Raw genomic sequence first — 16,195 nt, 5'->3', positions numbered from 1 at the left:
CTGATACCACCGCATGGATGCGGTGCGACGAGACAAGGAATGTTCACTCATGCCTGCGAATTCCCCTGCCGAACTGGAAGCCCGCCTGCGCCTGCATCTGCTGCCGGAGCTTGGTCCGCGGCGTCTGCACAAATTGCTCAGTGCTTTCCCTGATGCCGCCTCTGCGCTCAGCGCCCCGGCCGCCGCCTGGCGCGCATTGGGGCTGCCAGCCAGTTGCGCCGAACCCAGACGTAGCTCGGTAATACGCGAGCGTGCCGCCCTGGCGCTGACCTGGCTGGAACAACCAGGCCATCAGCTACTGATGTGGGACGATCCCTGCTACCCAGCCTTGCTGGCGGAACTGCCGGATGCCCCGCCGCTGTTGTTCGTCGAAGGTGACCCGAGCCTGCTGGAGCGGCCGCAGCTGGCCATGGTCGGTAGCCGTCGCGCCTCGCGTCCGGGCCTGGACAATGCCATGGCTTTTGCGCGGAGCCTCGCTGCGGGCGGTTTCGTGATCACAAGCGGTCTTGCCCTTGGCATAGACGGAGCGGCGCACCAGGGGGCGCTGGATGTAAACGGCAAGACCATTGCCGTGCTGGGTACTGGCCTGCAGCAGCTTTATCCACGGCGCCACCTTGGCCTCGCCGCGCGCATTGTCGAAGGCGGCGGCGCGCTGGTGTCCGAGCTGCCGCTGGATTGCGCACCGCACGCCTCCAACTTTCCCCGTCGCAACCGCATCATCAGCGGGCTTTCGCTGGGTGTGCTGGTGGTCGAAGCGAGCCCCTTGAGCGGTTCGCTGATTACCGCCCGGCTTGCTGCCGAACAGGGCCGCGAGGTCTACGCCATCCCCGGTTCGATTCATCATCCCGGCGCACGCGGCTGTCATCAGCTGATTCGGCAGGGGGCGGCGCTGGTGGAAAGCGTCGACGATATTCTCCAGGCATTGCAGGGTTGGCGGCATACGGCTGCAGCTAGTCAACCGCAACCCGAGCGGCTGGTTCATCCGCTGCTCGCGCAGTTGCATGCCGCACCGATGACCAGTGAGACGCTCGCGGCTGCATTGACGCAGCCCCTGGCACAGGTACTGGCGGAGCTGACCGAGCTGGAAATTGAGGGACTGGTCGCTTGCGAGAACGGCCTATGGGGGGCGCGAGCCGGCTGAGCGCAGCTGTGCAGCCTCATGCGCTTGGGTAAACTGCGCCGATCAGTCAGCGGAGGTGGTGATGGTCGGTAACTGGCGTGTGCAGCAGGCGGCCCGTGTGGTCAGGAACGGTGGGGTCATCGCCTATCCGACTGAAGCGGTCTGGGGGCTCGGTTGTGACCCGTGGAACAGCGATGCGGTGCATCGGTTGCTGGCGTTGAAGGAGCGGCCGGTGGAAAAGGGCCTGATTCTGGTGGCCGACTGCGTCGAGCAATTCGAGTTTCTGCTGGAGGATCTACCCGAGCGCTGGCTCGATCGCCTGGCAGGGACCTGGCCGGGGCCCAATACCTGGCTGGTGCCGCATCGCCAGCGGCTGCCTGAGTGGATCACCGGCAAGCACGACAGCGTGGCCCTGCGGGTCAGCGATCATCCCCTGGTCGCCCGGCTGTGCGCACTGACCGGGCCGCTGGTATCCACTTCGGCGAATCCCGCCGGCAGGCCTTCGGCGCGCTCACGCTTGCGTGTGGAGCAGTACTTTCCGGGCCAACTCGACGCGGTGCTCGGCGGCCGCCTGGGCGGGCGGCGCAACCCCAGCACCATCCGTGATCTGCGTAGCGGCGAGGTCATTCGGCCGTCCTGATGGCAGGCAGGACGGCGATGACGCCAGCGTCAGGGCAGCAGAATGGTCGATCCGGTGGTCTGACCCGCGGCCAGCTGGCGCTGCGCCTCGGCGGCTTCAGCGAGCGGGTAGCGCTGATCAATCTCGACCTTGACCTTGCCGCTGGCGATCATCTCGAACAGCTCGGCTGCCATGGCCTGTAACCGCTCTGCGGTATCCGCGTAGCCGGCGAGCGTCGGCCGGGTGACGTACAGCGAGCCCTTCTGCGCCAGTACCCCGAGGTTCACCCCGGTGACCGCGCCTGAGGCATTGCCGAAGCTGACCAGCAGGCCGCGCGGCGCCACGCAGTCCAGCGAAATCTCCCAGCTGCTCTTGCCCACCGAATCGTAGACCACCGGGCATTTCTTGCCATCGGTGAGTTCCAGCACGCGCTGCGGGACATTTTCCTGAGTACGGTCGATGGTGGCCCAGGCACCCAGCGCCTTGGCCCGCTCGGCTTTTTCCGCCGAACCGACCACGCCGATCAGCTTGGCCCCGATGGCCTTGGCCCATTGGCAGGCAATCGAACCGACGCCACCAGCTGCGGCGTGGAACAGCACGGTTTCGCCCGCCTGCAGGACATGGGTCTGGCGTAACAGGTATTGGGTGGTCAGTCCCTTGAGCATGACCGCAGCGGCCTGCTCGTAGCTGATTGAGTCCGGCAGTTTCACCAAGTGGCGCGCCGGCAGCGTGTGATGCTGGCCGTAGGCGCCCAGCGGACCGGTACCGTAGGCAACGCGGTCGCCGACCTGAAATCCGCTGACGCCTTCGCCGATAGCCTCCACTTCGCCCGCGCCTTCGGCACCCAGGCCGGATGGCAAGCTCGGCGGTACATAGAGCCCACTGCGGAAATAGGTATCGATGAAATTCAGGCCGATCGCGTGGTTGCGTACCCGGACTTCACCGGCGCCGGGCGCCGTGACAGGTGCGTCTACCTGCTCAAGAACTTCGGGACCGCCATGCTGGCTGAACTGGATGCGCTGTGACATATCGACTCCTGAGCGAATGCAAAGGAGCCTATCCAACGCTTCCCGCGCGCATCCGTCAATCGGCCGGGTGATATGCTTGCCGGCCCTTCCGCTAAAGCACTGCTGGGCGATCGCTGTCGCCGGGCCCGTGCCGTTACTTGCCAAGGTGATTTCGTGAACGAGCGTACCGAAGCCGTCAAAGCCTACCTGCTCGACCTGCAGGACCGAATCTGCGCCACCCTTGAAGCCGAAGACGGCGGCGCCCGTTTCGCCGAAGACGCCTGGACCCGTCCGGCGGGCGGCGGTGGCCGGACCCGGGTGATCGAGAACGGCGCGCTGATCGAGAAGGGCGGCGTGAACTTCTCCCACGTACACGGCAGCGGCCTGCCCCCTTCGGCCAGCGCGCACCGTCCGGAACTGGCCGGCCGCGGCTTCGAGGCCCTCGGCGTGTCGTTGGTGATCCATCCAGAGAACCCATACGTACCGACTTCCCACGCCAATGTGCGCTTCTTTATCGCCGAGAAGGAAGGCGAAGAGCCGGTCTGGTGGTTCGGCGGTGGATTCGATCTGACGCCCTACTACGGCAACGAGCAGGACTGCATACACTGGCACCGAGTCGCCCGTGATGCTTGCGCGCCCTTTGGCGCCGATGTCTATCCACGCTACAAGGAGTGGTGCGACCGCTACTTCCACATCAAGCACCGCAACGAACCACGGGGTGTCGGTGGTCTGTTCTTCGACGACCTCAACGAGTGGGACTTCGACACCAGCTTCGCCTTCATGCGCGCGATCGGTGATGCCTACATCGAGGCCTATCTGCCCATCGTGCAACGGCGCAAGGCCATGCCTTACGGCGAACGTGAACGGGAATTCCAGGAATTGCGTCGTGGGCGCTACGTGGAATACAACTTGGTCTATGACCGCGGCACCCTGTTCGGCCTGCAATCAGGCGGGCGCACCGAGTCCATCCTCATGTCACTGCCGCCGCTGGTGCGTTGGGGCTACGACAAGCACCCCGAGCCGGGCACGCCGGAGGCGCGGCTGACTGAGTATTTCCTGCAGGATCGCGACTGGCTTGCCGAGCAGGCCTGACTCCGCAGCCGATCAAACTTTCGAGGACCGTTTTCATGGATCGCTACGGCGTTTTCGGCAACCCCATCGGCCACAGCAAATCCCCGCAGATTCATCGCCTGTTCGCGCAGCAGACGGGCCAGTCGCTCAGTTATGAGCCGCTGCTGGCGCCGTTGGATGATTTCTCCGGTTTCGCTCGCCAATTTTTCATGGATGGCCGTGGCGCCAATGTCACCGTGCCGTTCAAGGAACAGGCTTTCCGCCTGGCTGACCAGCTGACCGAGCGCGCGCGGCGTGCCGGGGCGGTCAATACCCTGAAGAAGCTCGAAGACGCCACGCTGCTGGGCGACAACACTGATGGCATTGGCCTGGTGCGCGACCTGCTGGATAACGCCGGCGTGGCGCTGGAAGGCAAGCGCGTACTGCTATTGGGCGCTGGCGGCGCGGTGCGCGGCGTGCTCGGGCCATTGCTGGCGCAGCGACCGGCTGCATTGGTCATCGCCAATCGCACACTGAGCAAGGCCGAGCAGCTGGCCGGCGAATTCGCCGAACTGGGATCGGTCAGCGCGAGCGCCTTCGATCAGCTGCACGGTCCGTTCGATGTGATCATCAACGGTACCTCCGCCAGTCTCGGCGGCGAGCTGCCACCCCTTGCCGACAGCCTGATCCGCTTGGGCACGACTTTCTGCTACGACATGATGTATGGCGCAGAGCCCACGCCGTTCTGCCTGTGGGCGGCCAACCTCGGCGGTCGACCCGTGATGGCCTGGGCATGCTGGTCGAGCAGGCAGCGGCCGCGTTCGAGTTATGGCGTGGGGTAAGGCCCGAGTCGGCCGATGTTCTGGCGCAGTTGCGCAGTCAGTTGGCGGGTTGAGCATCGCTCAGAGACGGAAGTGCACCTGTTGATGCAGATGCTGCGGGGCTTCAAGCTCGTCGATCATCCCCGCGGCGATGCGCCGGAGCTGTACGCGGCGATCCTCGCTAGCCAAGCCGTCGAGGTTGCTGAGGTCTTCGATCGACAGGTCTTCGCCGTCGGTTCCGGCATCTACCAGCGTCCATTTCATCGGGTGCGCGGCGATGCGCTGCAAGGCAGCGGCCGCATCGGGCTTCTCACCATGAACGCTGAAATCCGCTACCAGCAACAGGCGCTCGACGCCGACCTTTGGTAATCCACTCAACAAGGCGTCGACCGCCTGATAGAAGCCGCGTGGCTGCTCGAAGGTTGCGTCGCCGGATGCGCTGGGTACCGACGGGCTGTCGTAGAGGCAGATCACCGCGTCCATACCGGCAACGCTCTGCGACACGCTGATGGCATCGAACAAGTCGCCGGTCTTGACCCGCAGCCCCGGCCGAGCGGTCATCGAATTGAAGTCGTCGACCAGCGCCACGACCTCGTGCTGGCGGGTCAGCAGCTCGCACAGCACGGCATTGCCGAGGCTCGAGTGCGCTCCGTAAAGGGCGAACTTGAGGCGGGGTGTCTCGGCGTTGAGCATGAGCGGGACGAGCGGTCAGCGACGCGTGACCAGATAGCCGATTAGCGCGACCGCGCCAGCGGCCAGCGCCACGGTGCTCAGTGGATGTTCGCGCACGCACTCCTTGGCCAGACGGCTGGCATCGCGGCTTCGCTTGGACAGGTCACGGTAGTGCGTATCCAGGTCGGCATCGTTCCACAGCGATTCGGCGCGTGCACGCAGGGACTCGAAGCGATGCCGCGATCCACGGGTCGCGTCGTGTTTGAGCTCGTCGAGGGCGGCCATCAGGTCGTGGATTTCCCTCTCGATTTCGTCGCGAGTGGTGGGTTTGCGGCTGAAGCGGGACATAGATTTCTCTCCTTTTGGACGTGCTGGTTTGACCTCGTCATCGGCCGAAGGTGCGGCCTCACGACAACGCCCCCGGTAGGCAGCGGACCCGCTTCACCCGTACGGGTTCCCGTCCGTCGGGCTGATTGATTCGATGCGCCCCGCTGCCGATAGCAAAGGAAACGCCTGCGCCAGCCAGCAGGAGCCGCTGCTGCAGCGAGGCAATTGATGTTCTTCTACACTCAGGGCGTTGTGGCGGCGCATCCAACAAGCGAAACGACGGATGCGCAACGGGCCGGAAGCGGCGCCCAACGCCCCGAAATATAACGGCTACGAGGCCTTATCTCTGGCTCGGGTTTACCTATAATGCCCGCCGCGTCGTCGGCTTCGGCGCGTCTTTTCCACTGCCAATTCATCGGTGTTCATCTTGAAATTTCGTCATTCCCTTCTTGGCCTTCTATTCGCCTGCGGTAGCGTCATTCTGTCCCCCTCAGTTGCCGCTGCCCCGCAAATCACTCAGCAGCAGGAGCTGGCCTCCGGCAGTGCACTGCTGATCGACCTGAAGAGCAACGAGGTGCTCTATTCCAGCAACCCGGGCCTGGTGGTGCCTATCGCCTCGGTAACCAAGCTGATGACGGCGATGGTCGTGCTCGACGCCAAGCTGCCGCTCGATCAGCGCCTGCCAGTGGTCATCCGCGATGCACGCGAAATGAAGGGTGTGTTTTCCCGGGTCCGTATTGGCAGCGAAATCAGCCGGCGCGAGATGCTTCTGCTGACCTTGATGTCCTCCGAAAACCGCGCCGCCGCGAGCCTGGCGCATCACTATCCGGGCGGTTACAGCGCATTCATCCAGGCGATGAACGCAAAGGCCAGGGCGCTGGGTATGACTCATACGCGTTATGTCGAACCCACCGGCCTATCCGAGCAGAACGTTTCCAGCGCCTACGATCTGGTCAAGCTGCTCAAGGCCAGCCAGGCCTATCCGCTGATCGAGCAGTTCAGCACCACTTCCGAAAAGACCGTCGCGTTCCACAAACCCAACTACACGCTGGGCTTTCGCAACACCAATGCACTCGTGCGCAAACCCGACTGGGACATCCAGGTGACCAAGACGGGCTTCACCAACGCTGCGGGCCATTGCCTGGTCATGCGCACCGTCATGGACGAACGCGAGGTGGCCTTCGTGGTGCTGGATGCGTTCGGCAAGTACACCCACATGGCAGACGCCAGCCGCCTGAAGAAATGGCTGGAAACCGGCAAGGTGACCCCGGTCGCGCCCGCCGCGCTGGCCTACAAGCAGCAGAAAATGGCCGAGCGCCAACTCGCCGGTGAGCCGCGTGATGCCGCCACCGCGATAGCCAGCGGGCGCTGAAGCGTTGCGGCAGAAGGCGGGGGCAAGACTGTAGGAGCGAGCTTGCTCGCGAACCGCTGCGCAGTGCGGCGCTTTTTGTGAGCAAGCTCACTCCTACAACAAATCAACAAGCACCGAGCGCTCCCCTTCAGCGCATCGATACGTCGCCCGATGCAACGATGCCGGTGCGACCGACTCAAACGACTACATTTCCCCTCAGCGCACCGGGAACCCAACGTCGTTATGAGCACACCAGACAATACCTATGTCGAGTGGCTGGAAAGCCAGTCCATGCTTCATGCCGCCCGCCAGCGGGCCCGGCTCTATGCGGGCCAGGCGCGGCTCTGGCAGCGTCCTTACGCCCAGGCCCGGCCGCGCGATGCCAGCGCAATTTCCTCGGTGTGGTTTACCGCCTACCCCGCCGCCATCATCACGCCCGAGGGCGGCTCGGTGCTGCAGGCGCTGGGTGATGACCGCCTCTGGAGTGCCTTGTCGGAGCTCGGCGTGCAAGGCATTCACAACGGCCCGATGAAGCGCTCCGGTGGCCTGCGTGGGCGCGACTTCACGCCGACCATTGATGGCAACTTCGACCGCATCAGCTTCGATATCGACCCCAACCTCGGTACCGAGGCGGAAATGCTGCAGCTCAGCCGCATGGCGGCCGCGCACAACGCCATCGTGATCGACGACATCGTTCCGGCGCACACCGGCAAGGGCGCGGATTTTCGCCTCGCCGAAATGGCCTACGGCGACTACCCCGGCCTGTACCACATGGTCGAGATCAACGAGGAAGACTGGCCCTTGCTGCCTGACGTGCCCAAGGGGCGGGATTCGATCAACCTGTCACCGGTGGTGGTCGATCAACTCAAGGACAAGTATTACATCGTCGGCCAGCTGCAGCGGGTGATCTTCTTCGAGCCTGGCATCAAGGACACCGACTGGAGCGCCACCGGCGTGGTGACCGGCGTCGACGGCAAGCGCCGGCGTTGGGTGTATCTGCACTACTTCAAGGAAGGACAGCCCTCGCTGAACTGGCTGGACCCGACCTTCGCCGCCCAGCAACTGATCATCGGCGACGCCCTGCATGCCATCGATGTCTCCGGCGCGCGCGTGCTGCGCCTGGACGCCAATGGCTTCCTCGGTGTCGAGCGTCGTGCCGAAGGCACCGCCTGGTCCGAGAGCCATCCGCTGTCGGTGACCGGTAACCAGCTGATTGCCAGCACCATCCGCAAGGCTGGCGGCTTCAGCTTCCAGGAGCTGAACCTGACCATCGATGACATCGCCTCGATGTCCCACGGTGGCGCCGACCTGTCCTACGACTTCATCACCCGCCCGGCCTATCAGCACGCCCTGCTCACCGGCGACACCGAGTTCCTGCGGCTGATGCTGCGCGAAGTCCATGCGTTCGGCATCGATCCGGCCTCGCTGATTCATGCCATGCAGAACCATGACGAGCTGACCCTGGAACTGGTGCACTTCTGGACGCTGCATGCCTACGACCACTACCACTATCACGGCCAGACACTGCCGGGCGGCATCCTGCGCGAGCACATCCGCGAAGAGATGTACGAACGCCTGACCGGCGAGCACGCGCCCTACAACCTCAAGTTCGTCACCAACGGTGTGTCCTGCACCACGGTCAGCGTCATCACCGCCGCGCTCGGGATTCGCGACCTTGGCACCATCGGCCCGGCCGATGTCGAGCAGATCAAGCGGCTGCACCTGCTGCTAGTGATGTTCAACGCCATGCAGCCTGGCGTCTTCGCCCTCTCCGGCTGGGATCTGGTCGGCGCCCTGCCGCTGGAAGCCGAGCAGGTCGAACACCTGATGGGCGATGGCGACACGCGCTGGCTACACCGCGGCGCCTACGATCTGGCGGATCTGGCACCCGAAGCAAGCGCCTCCAGCGAAGGGCTGCCCAAAGCGCGCTCGCTCTATGGCAGCCTGGTCGAGCAGCTGAAGACGCCCGACTCCTTCGCCTGTCAGCTCAAGCACATCCTCAGCGTCCGCCGCGCCTATGACATTGCGGCGAGCAAGCAGATCCTGATTCCCGATGTGCAGGCACCGGGGCTGCTGGTCATGGTGCATGAACTGCCGGCCGGCAAGGGAGTGCAGATCACCGCACTGAACTTCAGCGGCGAGCACATCAGCGAAACCATCTGCCTTCCGGGCGTCGCGCCTGGGCCGGTGGTGGACATCATCCACGAGCGGGTCGAGGGCGATCTGACCGACAACTGCGAGATGACCCTTGAGCTCGATCCATACGAGGGCATGGCCCTGCGCGTGGTGAGTGCGGCTTCTCCGGTGCTCTGAGCGAGGCCCGTTACCACTGAGCACCCGGCGCCGAAACGCCGGGGGTGAGGCTTTGGTCGGTTATGGTCGAAACACCGGAACCATCCTGGCCCTGCTCCCCTCTGCTAAATACCAGGACGAGTAATCGCCGAGGCGAACCGAGGCCTCTAACCCGGCTCATACGGCGTGCAGATGGGCCTGGAACCGACCGCACGAGGAGACGCAAATGGACATCGAACAACGCATACGCGAAAGAGCCTACGAAATCTGGGACGCCAAAGGCCGCCCCGAAGGGCAGGACGCCGAGCATTGGCTGCAGGCCCGTGAAGAGGTTGAGCATTTTTACAAGGAAGGCGATCCGCTGGCCGGCAGCGTTGAAAGCAGCGTAGCGATCCCGATGCCGAAATCGGAGCGGGAATAAACGCCACGCGTCACCCCTGGCGAGCTCACCGGGGAGCTCCCTTGCCTCAAGCCGCCGATGCATCCGTCGTCGGCGGCTCAGGGCATCGTCAACAGCGCAAGCGGACGTCCATCTCCTGCGAGGGGTTGGCGTTGCGGCTGCCGGACACTACCTTGTGACGACGAACCGACCCTCAAGCAAAACACGCCGAAAGGAAAGCGAAAGTCATGAGTGAGCAAACCATGCGTCATGTAGAGCATCGTCCGGGTGGCGACGCAGAATGCCTGCGGTTGGCCGACGGCCCTGTTCCCGAGCCGGGCCCCCACGATGTGCTGGTTCGAGTGGCCTACGCCGGGATCAATCGTCCGGACGTGTTTCAGCGCTCCGGCAGCTACCCCCCGCCGCCGGATGCGTCGCCGCTGCTGGGCCTGGAGATCGCCGGCGAGATCGTCGCGCTCGGTGCCGACGTAACCGGCTGGAACCTTGGCGACAAGGTGTGTGCGCTGACACCCGGTGGCGGCTACGCCGAATACTGCGTCGCGCCGGCCGAACACTGCCTGCCGGTTCCCAAGGGCTTGTCGCTACTGGAGGCGGCGGCGCTACCGGAAACCTATTTCACGGTCTGGACCAACGTGTTCGAACGCGGCGGGTTGCAGGCCGGCGAAACCCTGCTGGTGCATGGCGGCTCCAGCGGCATCGGCCTCACCGCGATCCAGTTGGCCAAGCAGTTCGGTGCCACCATATTCACCACCGTTGGCAACAGCGAGAAAGCCGAGGCCTGCCAGCGCGCCGGCGCGGATCGGGTGATCAACTACCACGAGGAAGATTTCGTCGAAGCCGTGGCACAAGCCACCGATGGCAATGGCGTCGACGTCATTCTCGACATGGTCGGCGGCGACTACATTCCCCGCAACGTCAAATCCCTTGCGCTGGAAGGGCGCCTGGTACAGATCGCCTTCCTCAAGGGCAGCCGTGTGGAGCTGGACACCTCACCAATCATGCGCAAGCGCTTGACCTTCACCGGCTCGACCCTGCGCCCGCGCAGCCGCGAAGACAAGGCAAGCATCGCCACGGCATTGCAGTCGAAGGTCTGGCCGCTGCTGGAACAAGGGCTGTGCCGCCCGGTGATCCATTCCACCTTCCCGCTGGCGGAGGCGGCGCAGGCGCACCAGCTGATGGAAAGCAGCCGACATATTGGCAAGATCATGCTGGAGATCGCGCCGTAAGCATTCGCCGCTAGATCCGACCTGGCTGCTGCTGTTCGTAGCGCCGGAGCCGATTGCCCCTTCCTTCCTGCGGCTTGAAGACTCCTCGCGCCGCAGCGACCGAGCCGGCGGCGCTACCCCATGTGCCCGCGCGAGGGGTTCCGATGACCGGCTCGCCCGCTCTGCGCTGCCGGTTGCGAACCATTCCGAAGCGCTTCCGTCCGCTTTTCGGATGAGCGTGCGCGCTCGCCTGCGCATTTCTTTACGCGGCGCAGGTCTTACTCATTGAGCGCTTTCACTCTAAGCAGCGACCGCCCCGATGAAGCAAGAACTGGATTTCAAGACCATCTTCGAGGCCCTGCCCGCCAACAATCTCGTCCTGTCGGCGGATCCCGACTTCATCATGCTCGCCGCCAGCGATGCGCGTCTGCGCGCCACCAACAAGCGCCGCGACGAATGCATCGGACGTTCCATCTTCGAGGTGTTCGCGGAAGATTCGGACAAGCCTGAAACCTGCGGTGCCGGCGTGCTGCGCGCTTCGCTGGAGCGCGTTCTGCGAACCGGCGTCCCCGATCGCATGGCGATCACCCGTTACGACGTGACCAGACCGGCTTCCGAAGGTGGCGGCTTCGAGGCTCGCTACTGGAGCCCGATCAACCTCCCGGTCTTCGACAAGCAGGGCACCATGTACTGCATCGTGCACAAGACCGAGGACGTGACGGACCGAATCCTCAGCCCGGACGCATCCAAGGCGCGGACGGAATATTGGGATGAGCGCTTCCGCGCGGCGCTGCTGGCAGCCGGGACCGGCACCTTTAACTGGTATCTATGCGACGGCAGCCTTCACTTTGATAGTGCCCTGGAGCAGATCTTCAATCTCTCGTCGGGCCAGAAACCCGACACCGATGAGCGGTTCCTCGAGCTGGTACATCCCGAAGACCGCCCTGCTGTGCGGAAGGCATTCGACCGATGCGCCGAAGGCCGCGGCATTGCCGTCGAGTTCCGGCTGGCGCGCCCTGGCCCGGTAAAGTGGCTGATGTGCCGGGCCAAGGTATTCCTAGAGGCCTCGGGCAAACCCTTCAGCGTCGCCGGGGCCTGCGCCGATATCAGCGCACGCAAGCGTGCCGAAGAGGCTCTGAAGGTCAGCGAGCACCGCCTGCGTCTGCTCAACGATAACCTCGAAGCCCGGGTGGCAGCCGAAGTGGCCGAGCGCAGCCGGGCCGAAGAAGCCCTGCGCCAGGCGCAGAAAATGGAAGCGGTTGGCCAGCTCACCGGCGGCATCGCCCACGACTTCAACAACCTGCTGACGGGCATCATTGGCAGCCTCGACCTCATGCAGCGGCGCACCTGCCGGGGCGACATGCAAGACGTCGAGCGCTATATCAACGCAGCTGTCACCTCCGCCCACCGCGCTGCCGCGCTGACACAACGACTGCTGGCCTTCTCCCGCCAGCAAACGCTCGACCTCAAGCCCGTGGACGTCAACCAGCTGGTGGCCTCGCTGGAAGACTTACTGCGTCGCACCACGGGCGAAAACATCCGCGTCGAGACCAAACTCGGTGCGGGCCTGCCGCACGCCTGCATGGACGTCAATCAGCTCGAAAGTGCGCTGCTCAACCTCGTCATCAACGCACGCGATGCCATGCCCCACGGCGGGCGAATCACCTTAGCGACCGCCAACTTCCATATGGGCAAGGAGCCCGATGCGAAAAAGCGCGGCCTGACCGAAGGCGACTACGTCCTGCTGAGTGTCACCGACACCGGCACAGGCATGACGCCGGAAGTGATCGAGCGGGCTTTCGAACCCTTCTTCACCACCAAACCCATCGGCCAGGGCACCGGCCTCGGGCTCTCGATGGTCTACGGCTACATCAAACAGGCCAAGGGTTACATCCATATCGAGTCTGAGCCAGGCGCCGGGACCAGCGTCTGCCTCTACCTGCCCATCTACAAGGGCGATTCGACACCCTTACCGGTCGAACCGGAGCGCGCGCTGCAAGGCGCGGGCGAAACCATTCTCGTGGTCGAGGACGAACCTGTGGTTCGCGCACTGGTGGTCGAAGTGCTCAACGACCTGGGCTACAAGACCCTGGAGGCCGGCGAGGCCAGCGAGGCCCTCAGCATCACCGAAAGCGCCCATCGTATCGACCTGCTGATTACCGACGTCGGCCTGCCGGGCATGAACGGCCGGCAACTGGCTGAGATCGTCCGCCAGCAACGGCCCGGTCTGAAAGTCATCTTCGCCACCGGCTACGCCGAAAGCTTCGCCGCCAACGACTTCCTCGGCCCGGAGATGACCGTGATCACCAAGCCGTTCGCCATCGATGCCTTTGCCAGCAAGGTTAAGGAAATGCTGGGAACGCCTGAGCGTTGAGCGGGCCGGTGTAAGCGTCCTACCTAGCTCGCCGCCCTGCCCGCGCTAGACCTAAGCGAAACCGTGTATCCAGAAGCCGCATAAAAAGCCTGGATTAAGCCCTTAGTTGCTTTACCGACGACACAGCCGTGGGTAACGTGGCGAAGCGGCGCTCCTTTTGCGCCCCGTATCACACTCCCCGCCCAGGCTTGGGCTCAGCGGCAGCACCACGGGCACTAGCCCGATCACCATGGAAGGTACAGATGGCGCGCTTCTTCCCCGTTCGGTCGCAATGCCAGTTCGATACGCCTGGCGAGCGCCGTTTTGCCGAGCGGCTGGAAAAGCTGCTCGAAGACGACTACCTCTGCTGGAGCAACGTCCCGGTCGGCCCCAAGGCCCGCTACCCCGACTTCGTCGTCCTGCATCCGCGCCGCGGCATCCTCGTGCTGGAGGTCAAGGACTGGAAGCTCGCCACCATCCAGAGCGCTACACACGGCAAGGTCACTCTGCACACCAGCAGCGGGGTTAAGACCGTTGCCAACCCGATGCTGCAGGCGCGCTCCTATGTCGTTGAAGTCGATATGGTGCTCAAGAAAGACCCGCTGCTGCGCCAGAGCAAAAGCTCACCGCGGCCGGGCGAACTGATCATGCCGTGGGGCTGGGGCGTGGTGCTGACCAACATCACCCGCCGCCAGTTCGAACAGACCGACCTCCACGACGTACTCGATCCGCAACGCGTCATTTTTCAGGACGAAATGACCGAAACGGCGGACCCCGAAGCGTTTCAGCAGCGCCTGTGGAACATGTTCCCCCACGTCTTCCCCTGCACCCTGACGCTGCCGCAGATCGACCGTGTGCGTTACCACCTCTACCCCGAGGTTCGCGTCAGCGCCCTGCCCGGCCAGTTCGGCTTGTTTGCCGATAACGACGCGCCGATCCCAAGCCTCATCAAGGTCATGGACCTCCAGCAGGAACAACTCGCCCGCTCACTGGGTGAAGGCCATCGTGTGATTCACGGCGCGGCCGGCAGCGGCAAGACCATGATCCTCGGCTACCGCTGCGAGCAGCTGGCCAAGGTATCGCCCAAGCCGATTCTGGTGCTCTGCTACAACAAGTCCCTTGCCGGGCGGTTGCGCCAAGTGCTGGAGGAGAAAGGCCTGGGCGAGAAAGTCAGCGTGCGCAACTTCCACGCCTGGTGCTCGGACATGCTCACGGCCTATCAGGTGGACAAACCCAGCCATCGCCTGCCGGTCGGCCAGAAGATGGAGCAGATGATCCAGTTCACCATCGACGGCGTCGACCGCGGCCAGATCCCGCGCGCGCAATACTCTGCCGTACTGATCGACGAAGGCCACGACTTCGCACCCGAGTGGTTCAAGCTCGTCGTGCAGATGGTCGACCCGACCACCAATGCACTGCTGGTGCTCTACGACGACGCCCAGTCCATCTACCGCGGCAAGGGCAAGAAAACCGGGTTGGACTTCAGCTTTGCCAGCGTCGGCATCCAGGCCCAGGGCCGCACCACCATCCTCAAACTCAACTACCGCAACACCCTGGAAGTGCTCTCGGTCGCCCGCGCCTTCGCCACCGAACTGCTCTCCGGCCGTGATGCCGGCGAAGACGGCGTCCCCATCATCGTCCCCGAAAGCGCCGGCCGCCGCGGCGCCTTCCCCGAACTCATTCACTGCGAAGGCCATTGGCAAGAATGGGACTGCCTCGTCACCCGCATCCGCGACGAACAAGCCAACAGCCGCGTACTCAACGACATGGCGATTATCTACCGCAACAACGCCCAAGCCGAAGCCGCCGAACGCGCCCTGACCCAAGCCGGCATCGCCTACGCTTCAGGCATCAGCGCCAAAGGCCGCGGTGAACTCTACGGCAGCGACGACAGCGTCAAGATCGTTAGCATGCACTCCAGCAAAGGCCTGGAATTCGGGCTCGTGCTGATACCGGGCCTAGGCGAGATGCCGAAAAAGGGCGAGCCCGAAGCGGATGAGGCGCGGTTGTTGTATGTGGCCATGACGCGGGCGATTGATCGGTTAGTGATGACGTATCAGGCGCATTCGGATTTCACGAGGCGGGTGCAGGAGGCGATTGGTGGGGTGAAGGAAGGGGCTGGGGTGATGCGGGAGGGTTGTGCGTAGGTAAGGGAAATAAATCTGTCCCCCTTTTTTCGTGCATTCGAGCAAAGGGCTGGAGTTCGGGCTGGTGTCGATACCGGGCCTTGGTGAGATGCCGAAGAAAGGCGAGGCTGAAGCGGATGAAGCGCGGTTGTTATGTGGCGATGACAAGAGCGATCGATTGGTTGGTGATGACATACTTGAACCATTCGGATTTTACGCGACGGGTGCAGGAGTGATTGGTGGGGTTAGGGGGGGCTTGGAGCGGGAGGGTTGCGGATGAGTAATATGTAATTTTTATATGAGCAATCTAATTAACATTGGCTCCAGAAGCTTTAAAAGATTGAGAAATAAAAAATGTCTAAATATCAAACGTTAATAAACATATTGGATCAAATTCGTTTCGATTCGCCGAGAGAAATGACAAAATATCGTCCCCCAAATGATGACCTTGAAAAAATTAATCAAGCGCGCTCAAGAGCACTGATTCATCTGTTCTTAAAGGTTGGCGGTTGCAGGAGCTGAGCGCAACACGGTTATTGAATTGAAGCCGGAGCATCATGCCGCATCGCCATGGCATTTTGCATGACCTCTCCCATCACCTCGATGGGGCATTTGAAGTCGAAGCGCTTGCGCGGTCGCATGTTCAGTTGCAGCGCAATGGCGTCCAGCTCCTCTTGGCTATGTACCGACAGGTCTGTGCCCTTGGGCAAGTACTGGCGAATCAGGCCGTTGATGTTTTCGTTGCTGCCGCGCTGCCAGGGGCTGTGCGGGTCGCAGAAGTAGATCGCCACGCCGGTTCTTTGGGTGATCTCGGCGTGTCGCGCCATCTCCCGGCCCTGGTCGTAAGTCATG

13 protein-coding genes and 1 pseudogene are annotated in these 16,195 nt (G+C 63.3%); 10 read left to right on the top strand and 4 right to left on the bottom strand.

Going from position 1 to position 16,195, the window contains the following annotated elements:
• Positions 1 to 49: 49 nt before the first annotated feature.
• The gene (dprA, locus tag DQ405_RS21115) at positions 50 to 1,141 is read left to right on the top strand and encodes a DNA-processing protein DprA (RefSeq protein ID WP_168425998.1); all 1,092 of its coding nucleotides are present in this window, start codon (positions 50 to 52) and stop codon (positions 1,139 to 1,141) included.
• Positions 1,142 to 1,202: 61 nt separating this feature from the next.
• Positions 1,203 to 1,760, top strand: a complete 558-nt coding sequence (locus DQ405_RS21110) for an L-threonylcarbamoyladenylate synthase (protein ID WP_168425997.1) — start codon at positions 1,203 to 1,205, stop codon at positions 1,758 to 1,760.
• 29 nt (positions 1,761 to 1,789) lie between these two features.
• Here the strand turns inward: DQ405_RS21110 and DQ405_RS21105 are convergent, their stop codons facing one another.
• The gene (locus DQ405_RS21105) at positions 1,790 to 2,767 is read right to left on the bottom strand and encodes a quinone oxidoreductase family protein (protein WP_168425996.1); all 978 of its coding nucleotides are present in this window, start codon (positions 2,765 to 2,767) and stop codon (positions 1,790 to 1,792) included.
• A 153-nt stretch (positions 2,768 to 2,920) separates the two neighbouring features.
• Here DQ405_RS21105 and hemF point away from each other — a divergent pair, with 153 nt between their 5' ends.
• Together hemF and aroE are read left to right on the top strand one after the other, a co-directional pair.
• Positions 2,921 to 3,838: an oxygen-dependent coproporphyrinogen oxidase gene (hemF, locus tag DQ405_RS21100; protein ID WP_168425995.1), complete on the top strand. Its 918-nt coding sequence runs from the start codon at positions 2,921 to 2,923 to the stop codon at positions 3,836 to 3,838.
• A 35-nt stretch (positions 3,839 to 3,873) separates the two neighbouring features.
• Positions 3,874 to 4,691: pseudogene (gene aroE, locus DQ405_RS21095) on the top strand (shikimate dehydrogenase).
• Between the two features lie 7 nt (positions 4,692 to 4,698).
• Here the strand turns inward: aroE and DQ405_RS21090 are convergent.
• Positions 4,699 to 5,310 (bottom strand): NAD(P)-dependent oxidoreductase, encoded by a 612-nt coding sequence (locus tag DQ405_RS21090; RefSeq protein ID WP_168425994.1) that lies wholly within the window; start codon positions 5,308 to 5,310, stop codon positions 4,699 to 4,701.
• Between the two features lie 15 nt (positions 5,311 to 5,325).
• Positions 5,326 to 5,637 carry a glycine zipper domain-containing protein gene (locus DQ405_RS21085; protein ID WP_168425993.1) on the bottom strand — a complete coding sequence of 104 codons (312 nt, stop codon included), beginning with the start codon at positions 5,635 to 5,637 and terminating at the stop codon, positions 5,326 to 5,328.
• Between the two features lie 406 nt (positions 5,638 to 6,043).
• On the opposite strand from DQ405_RS21085, the gene pbpG reads away from it, so the two are divergent.
• The 6 genes from pbpG to DQ405_RS21055 all read left to right on the top strand — a co-directional run bounded on the left by pbpG (position 6,044) and on the right by DQ405_RS21055 (position 15,364).
• On the top strand, positions 6,044 to 6,988 hold the full coding sequence (gene pbpG, locus DQ405_RS21080; RefSeq protein ID WP_168425992.1) for a D-alanyl-D-alanine endopeptidase: 945 nt from the start codon (positions 6,044 to 6,046) through the stop codon (positions 6,986 to 6,988).
• Between the two features lie 222 nt (positions 6,989 to 7,210).
• On the top strand, positions 7,211 to 9,280 hold the full coding sequence (treS, locus tag DQ405_RS21075) for a maltose alpha-D-glucosyltransferase (RefSeq protein WP_168425991.1): 2,070 nt from the start codon (positions 7,211 to 7,213) through the stop codon (positions 9,278 to 9,280).
• 205 nt (positions 9,281 to 9,485) lie between these two features.
• Positions 9,486 to 9,680, top strand: coding sequence for a DUF2934 domain-containing protein (locus DQ405_RS21070; RefSeq protein WP_168425990.1), 195 nt, complete (start codon positions 9,486 to 9,488; stop codon positions 9,678 to 9,680).
• 206 nt (positions 9,681 to 9,886) lie between these two features.
• Positions 9,887 to 10,885: an NAD(P)H-quinone oxidoreductase gene (locus tag DQ405_RS21065; protein ID WP_168425989.1), complete on the top strand. Its 999-nt coding sequence runs from the start codon at positions 9,887 to 9,889 to the stop codon at positions 10,883 to 10,885.
• Between the two features lie 298 nt (positions 10,886 to 11,183).
• Positions 11,184 to 13,238, top strand: a complete 2,055-nt coding sequence (locus DQ405_RS21060; RefSeq protein ID WP_168425988.1) for an ATP-binding protein — start codon at positions 11,184 to 11,186, stop codon at positions 13,236 to 13,238.
• Positions 13,239 to 13,480: 242 nt separating this feature from the next.
• Entirely contained in the window at positions 13,481 to 15,364 is a 1,884-nt protein-coding gene (locus DQ405_RS21055) for a 3'-5' exonuclease (protein ID WP_168425987.1), read from the top strand.
• Between the two features lie 512 nt (positions 15,365 to 15,876).
• Here the strand turns inward: DQ405_RS21055 and DQ405_RS21050 are convergent.
• Positions 15,877 to 16,195, bottom strand: a 319-nt coding sequence (locus DQ405_RS21050) for an IS30 family transposase (protein WP_168425986.1), incomplete at its 5' end; no start/stop codon positions are given.

This window comes from Pseudomonas sp. SST3, assembly GCF_003325755.1.
The sequence above is the reverse complement of the archived record's forward strand: the minus strand, read 5'-3'. Positions and strand labels throughout refer to the sequence as shown.

Bases quoted from the DNA above. Each gene is read 5' to 3' on its own strand.
- dprA (WP_168425998.1), top strand. From the start codon at position 50: ATGCCTGCGAATTCCCCTGCCGAACTGGAAGCCCGCCTGCGCCTGCAT.
- DQ405_RS21110 (WP_168425997.1), top strand. From the start codon at position 1,203: ATGGTCGGTAACTGGCGTGTGCAGCAGGCGGCCCGTGTGGTCAGGAAC.
- DQ405_RS21105 (WP_168425996.1), bottom strand. From the start codon at position 2,767: ATGTCACAGCGCATCCAGTTCAGCCAGCATGGCGGTCCCGAAGTTCTT.
- DQ405_RS21090 (WP_168425994.1), bottom strand. From the start codon at position 5,310: ATGCTCAACGCCGAGACACCCCGCCTCAAGTTCGCCCTTTACGGAGCG.
- DQ405_RS21085 (WP_168425993.1), bottom strand. From the start codon at position 5,637: ATGTCCCGCTTCAGCCGCAAACCCACCACTCGCGACGAAATCGAGAGG.
- treS (WP_168425991.1), top strand. From the start codon at position 7,211: ATGAGCACACCAGACAATACCTATGTCGAGTGGCTGGAAAGCCAGTCC.
- DQ405_RS21070 (WP_168425990.1), top strand. From the start codon at position 9,486: ATGGACATCGAACAACGCATACGCGAAAGAGCCTACGAAATCTGGGAC.
- DQ405_RS21065 (WP_168425989.1), top strand. From the start codon at position 9,887: ATGAGTGAGCAAACCATGCGTCATGTAGAGCATCGTCCGGGTGGCGAC.
- DQ405_RS21060 (WP_168425988.1), top strand. From the start codon at position 11,184: ATGAAGCAAGAACTGGATTTCAAGACCATCTTCGAGGCCCTGCCCGCC.
- DQ405_RS21055 (WP_168425987.1), top strand. From the start codon at position 13,481: ATGGCGCGCTTCTTCCCCGTTCGGTCGCAATGCCAGTTCGATACGCCT.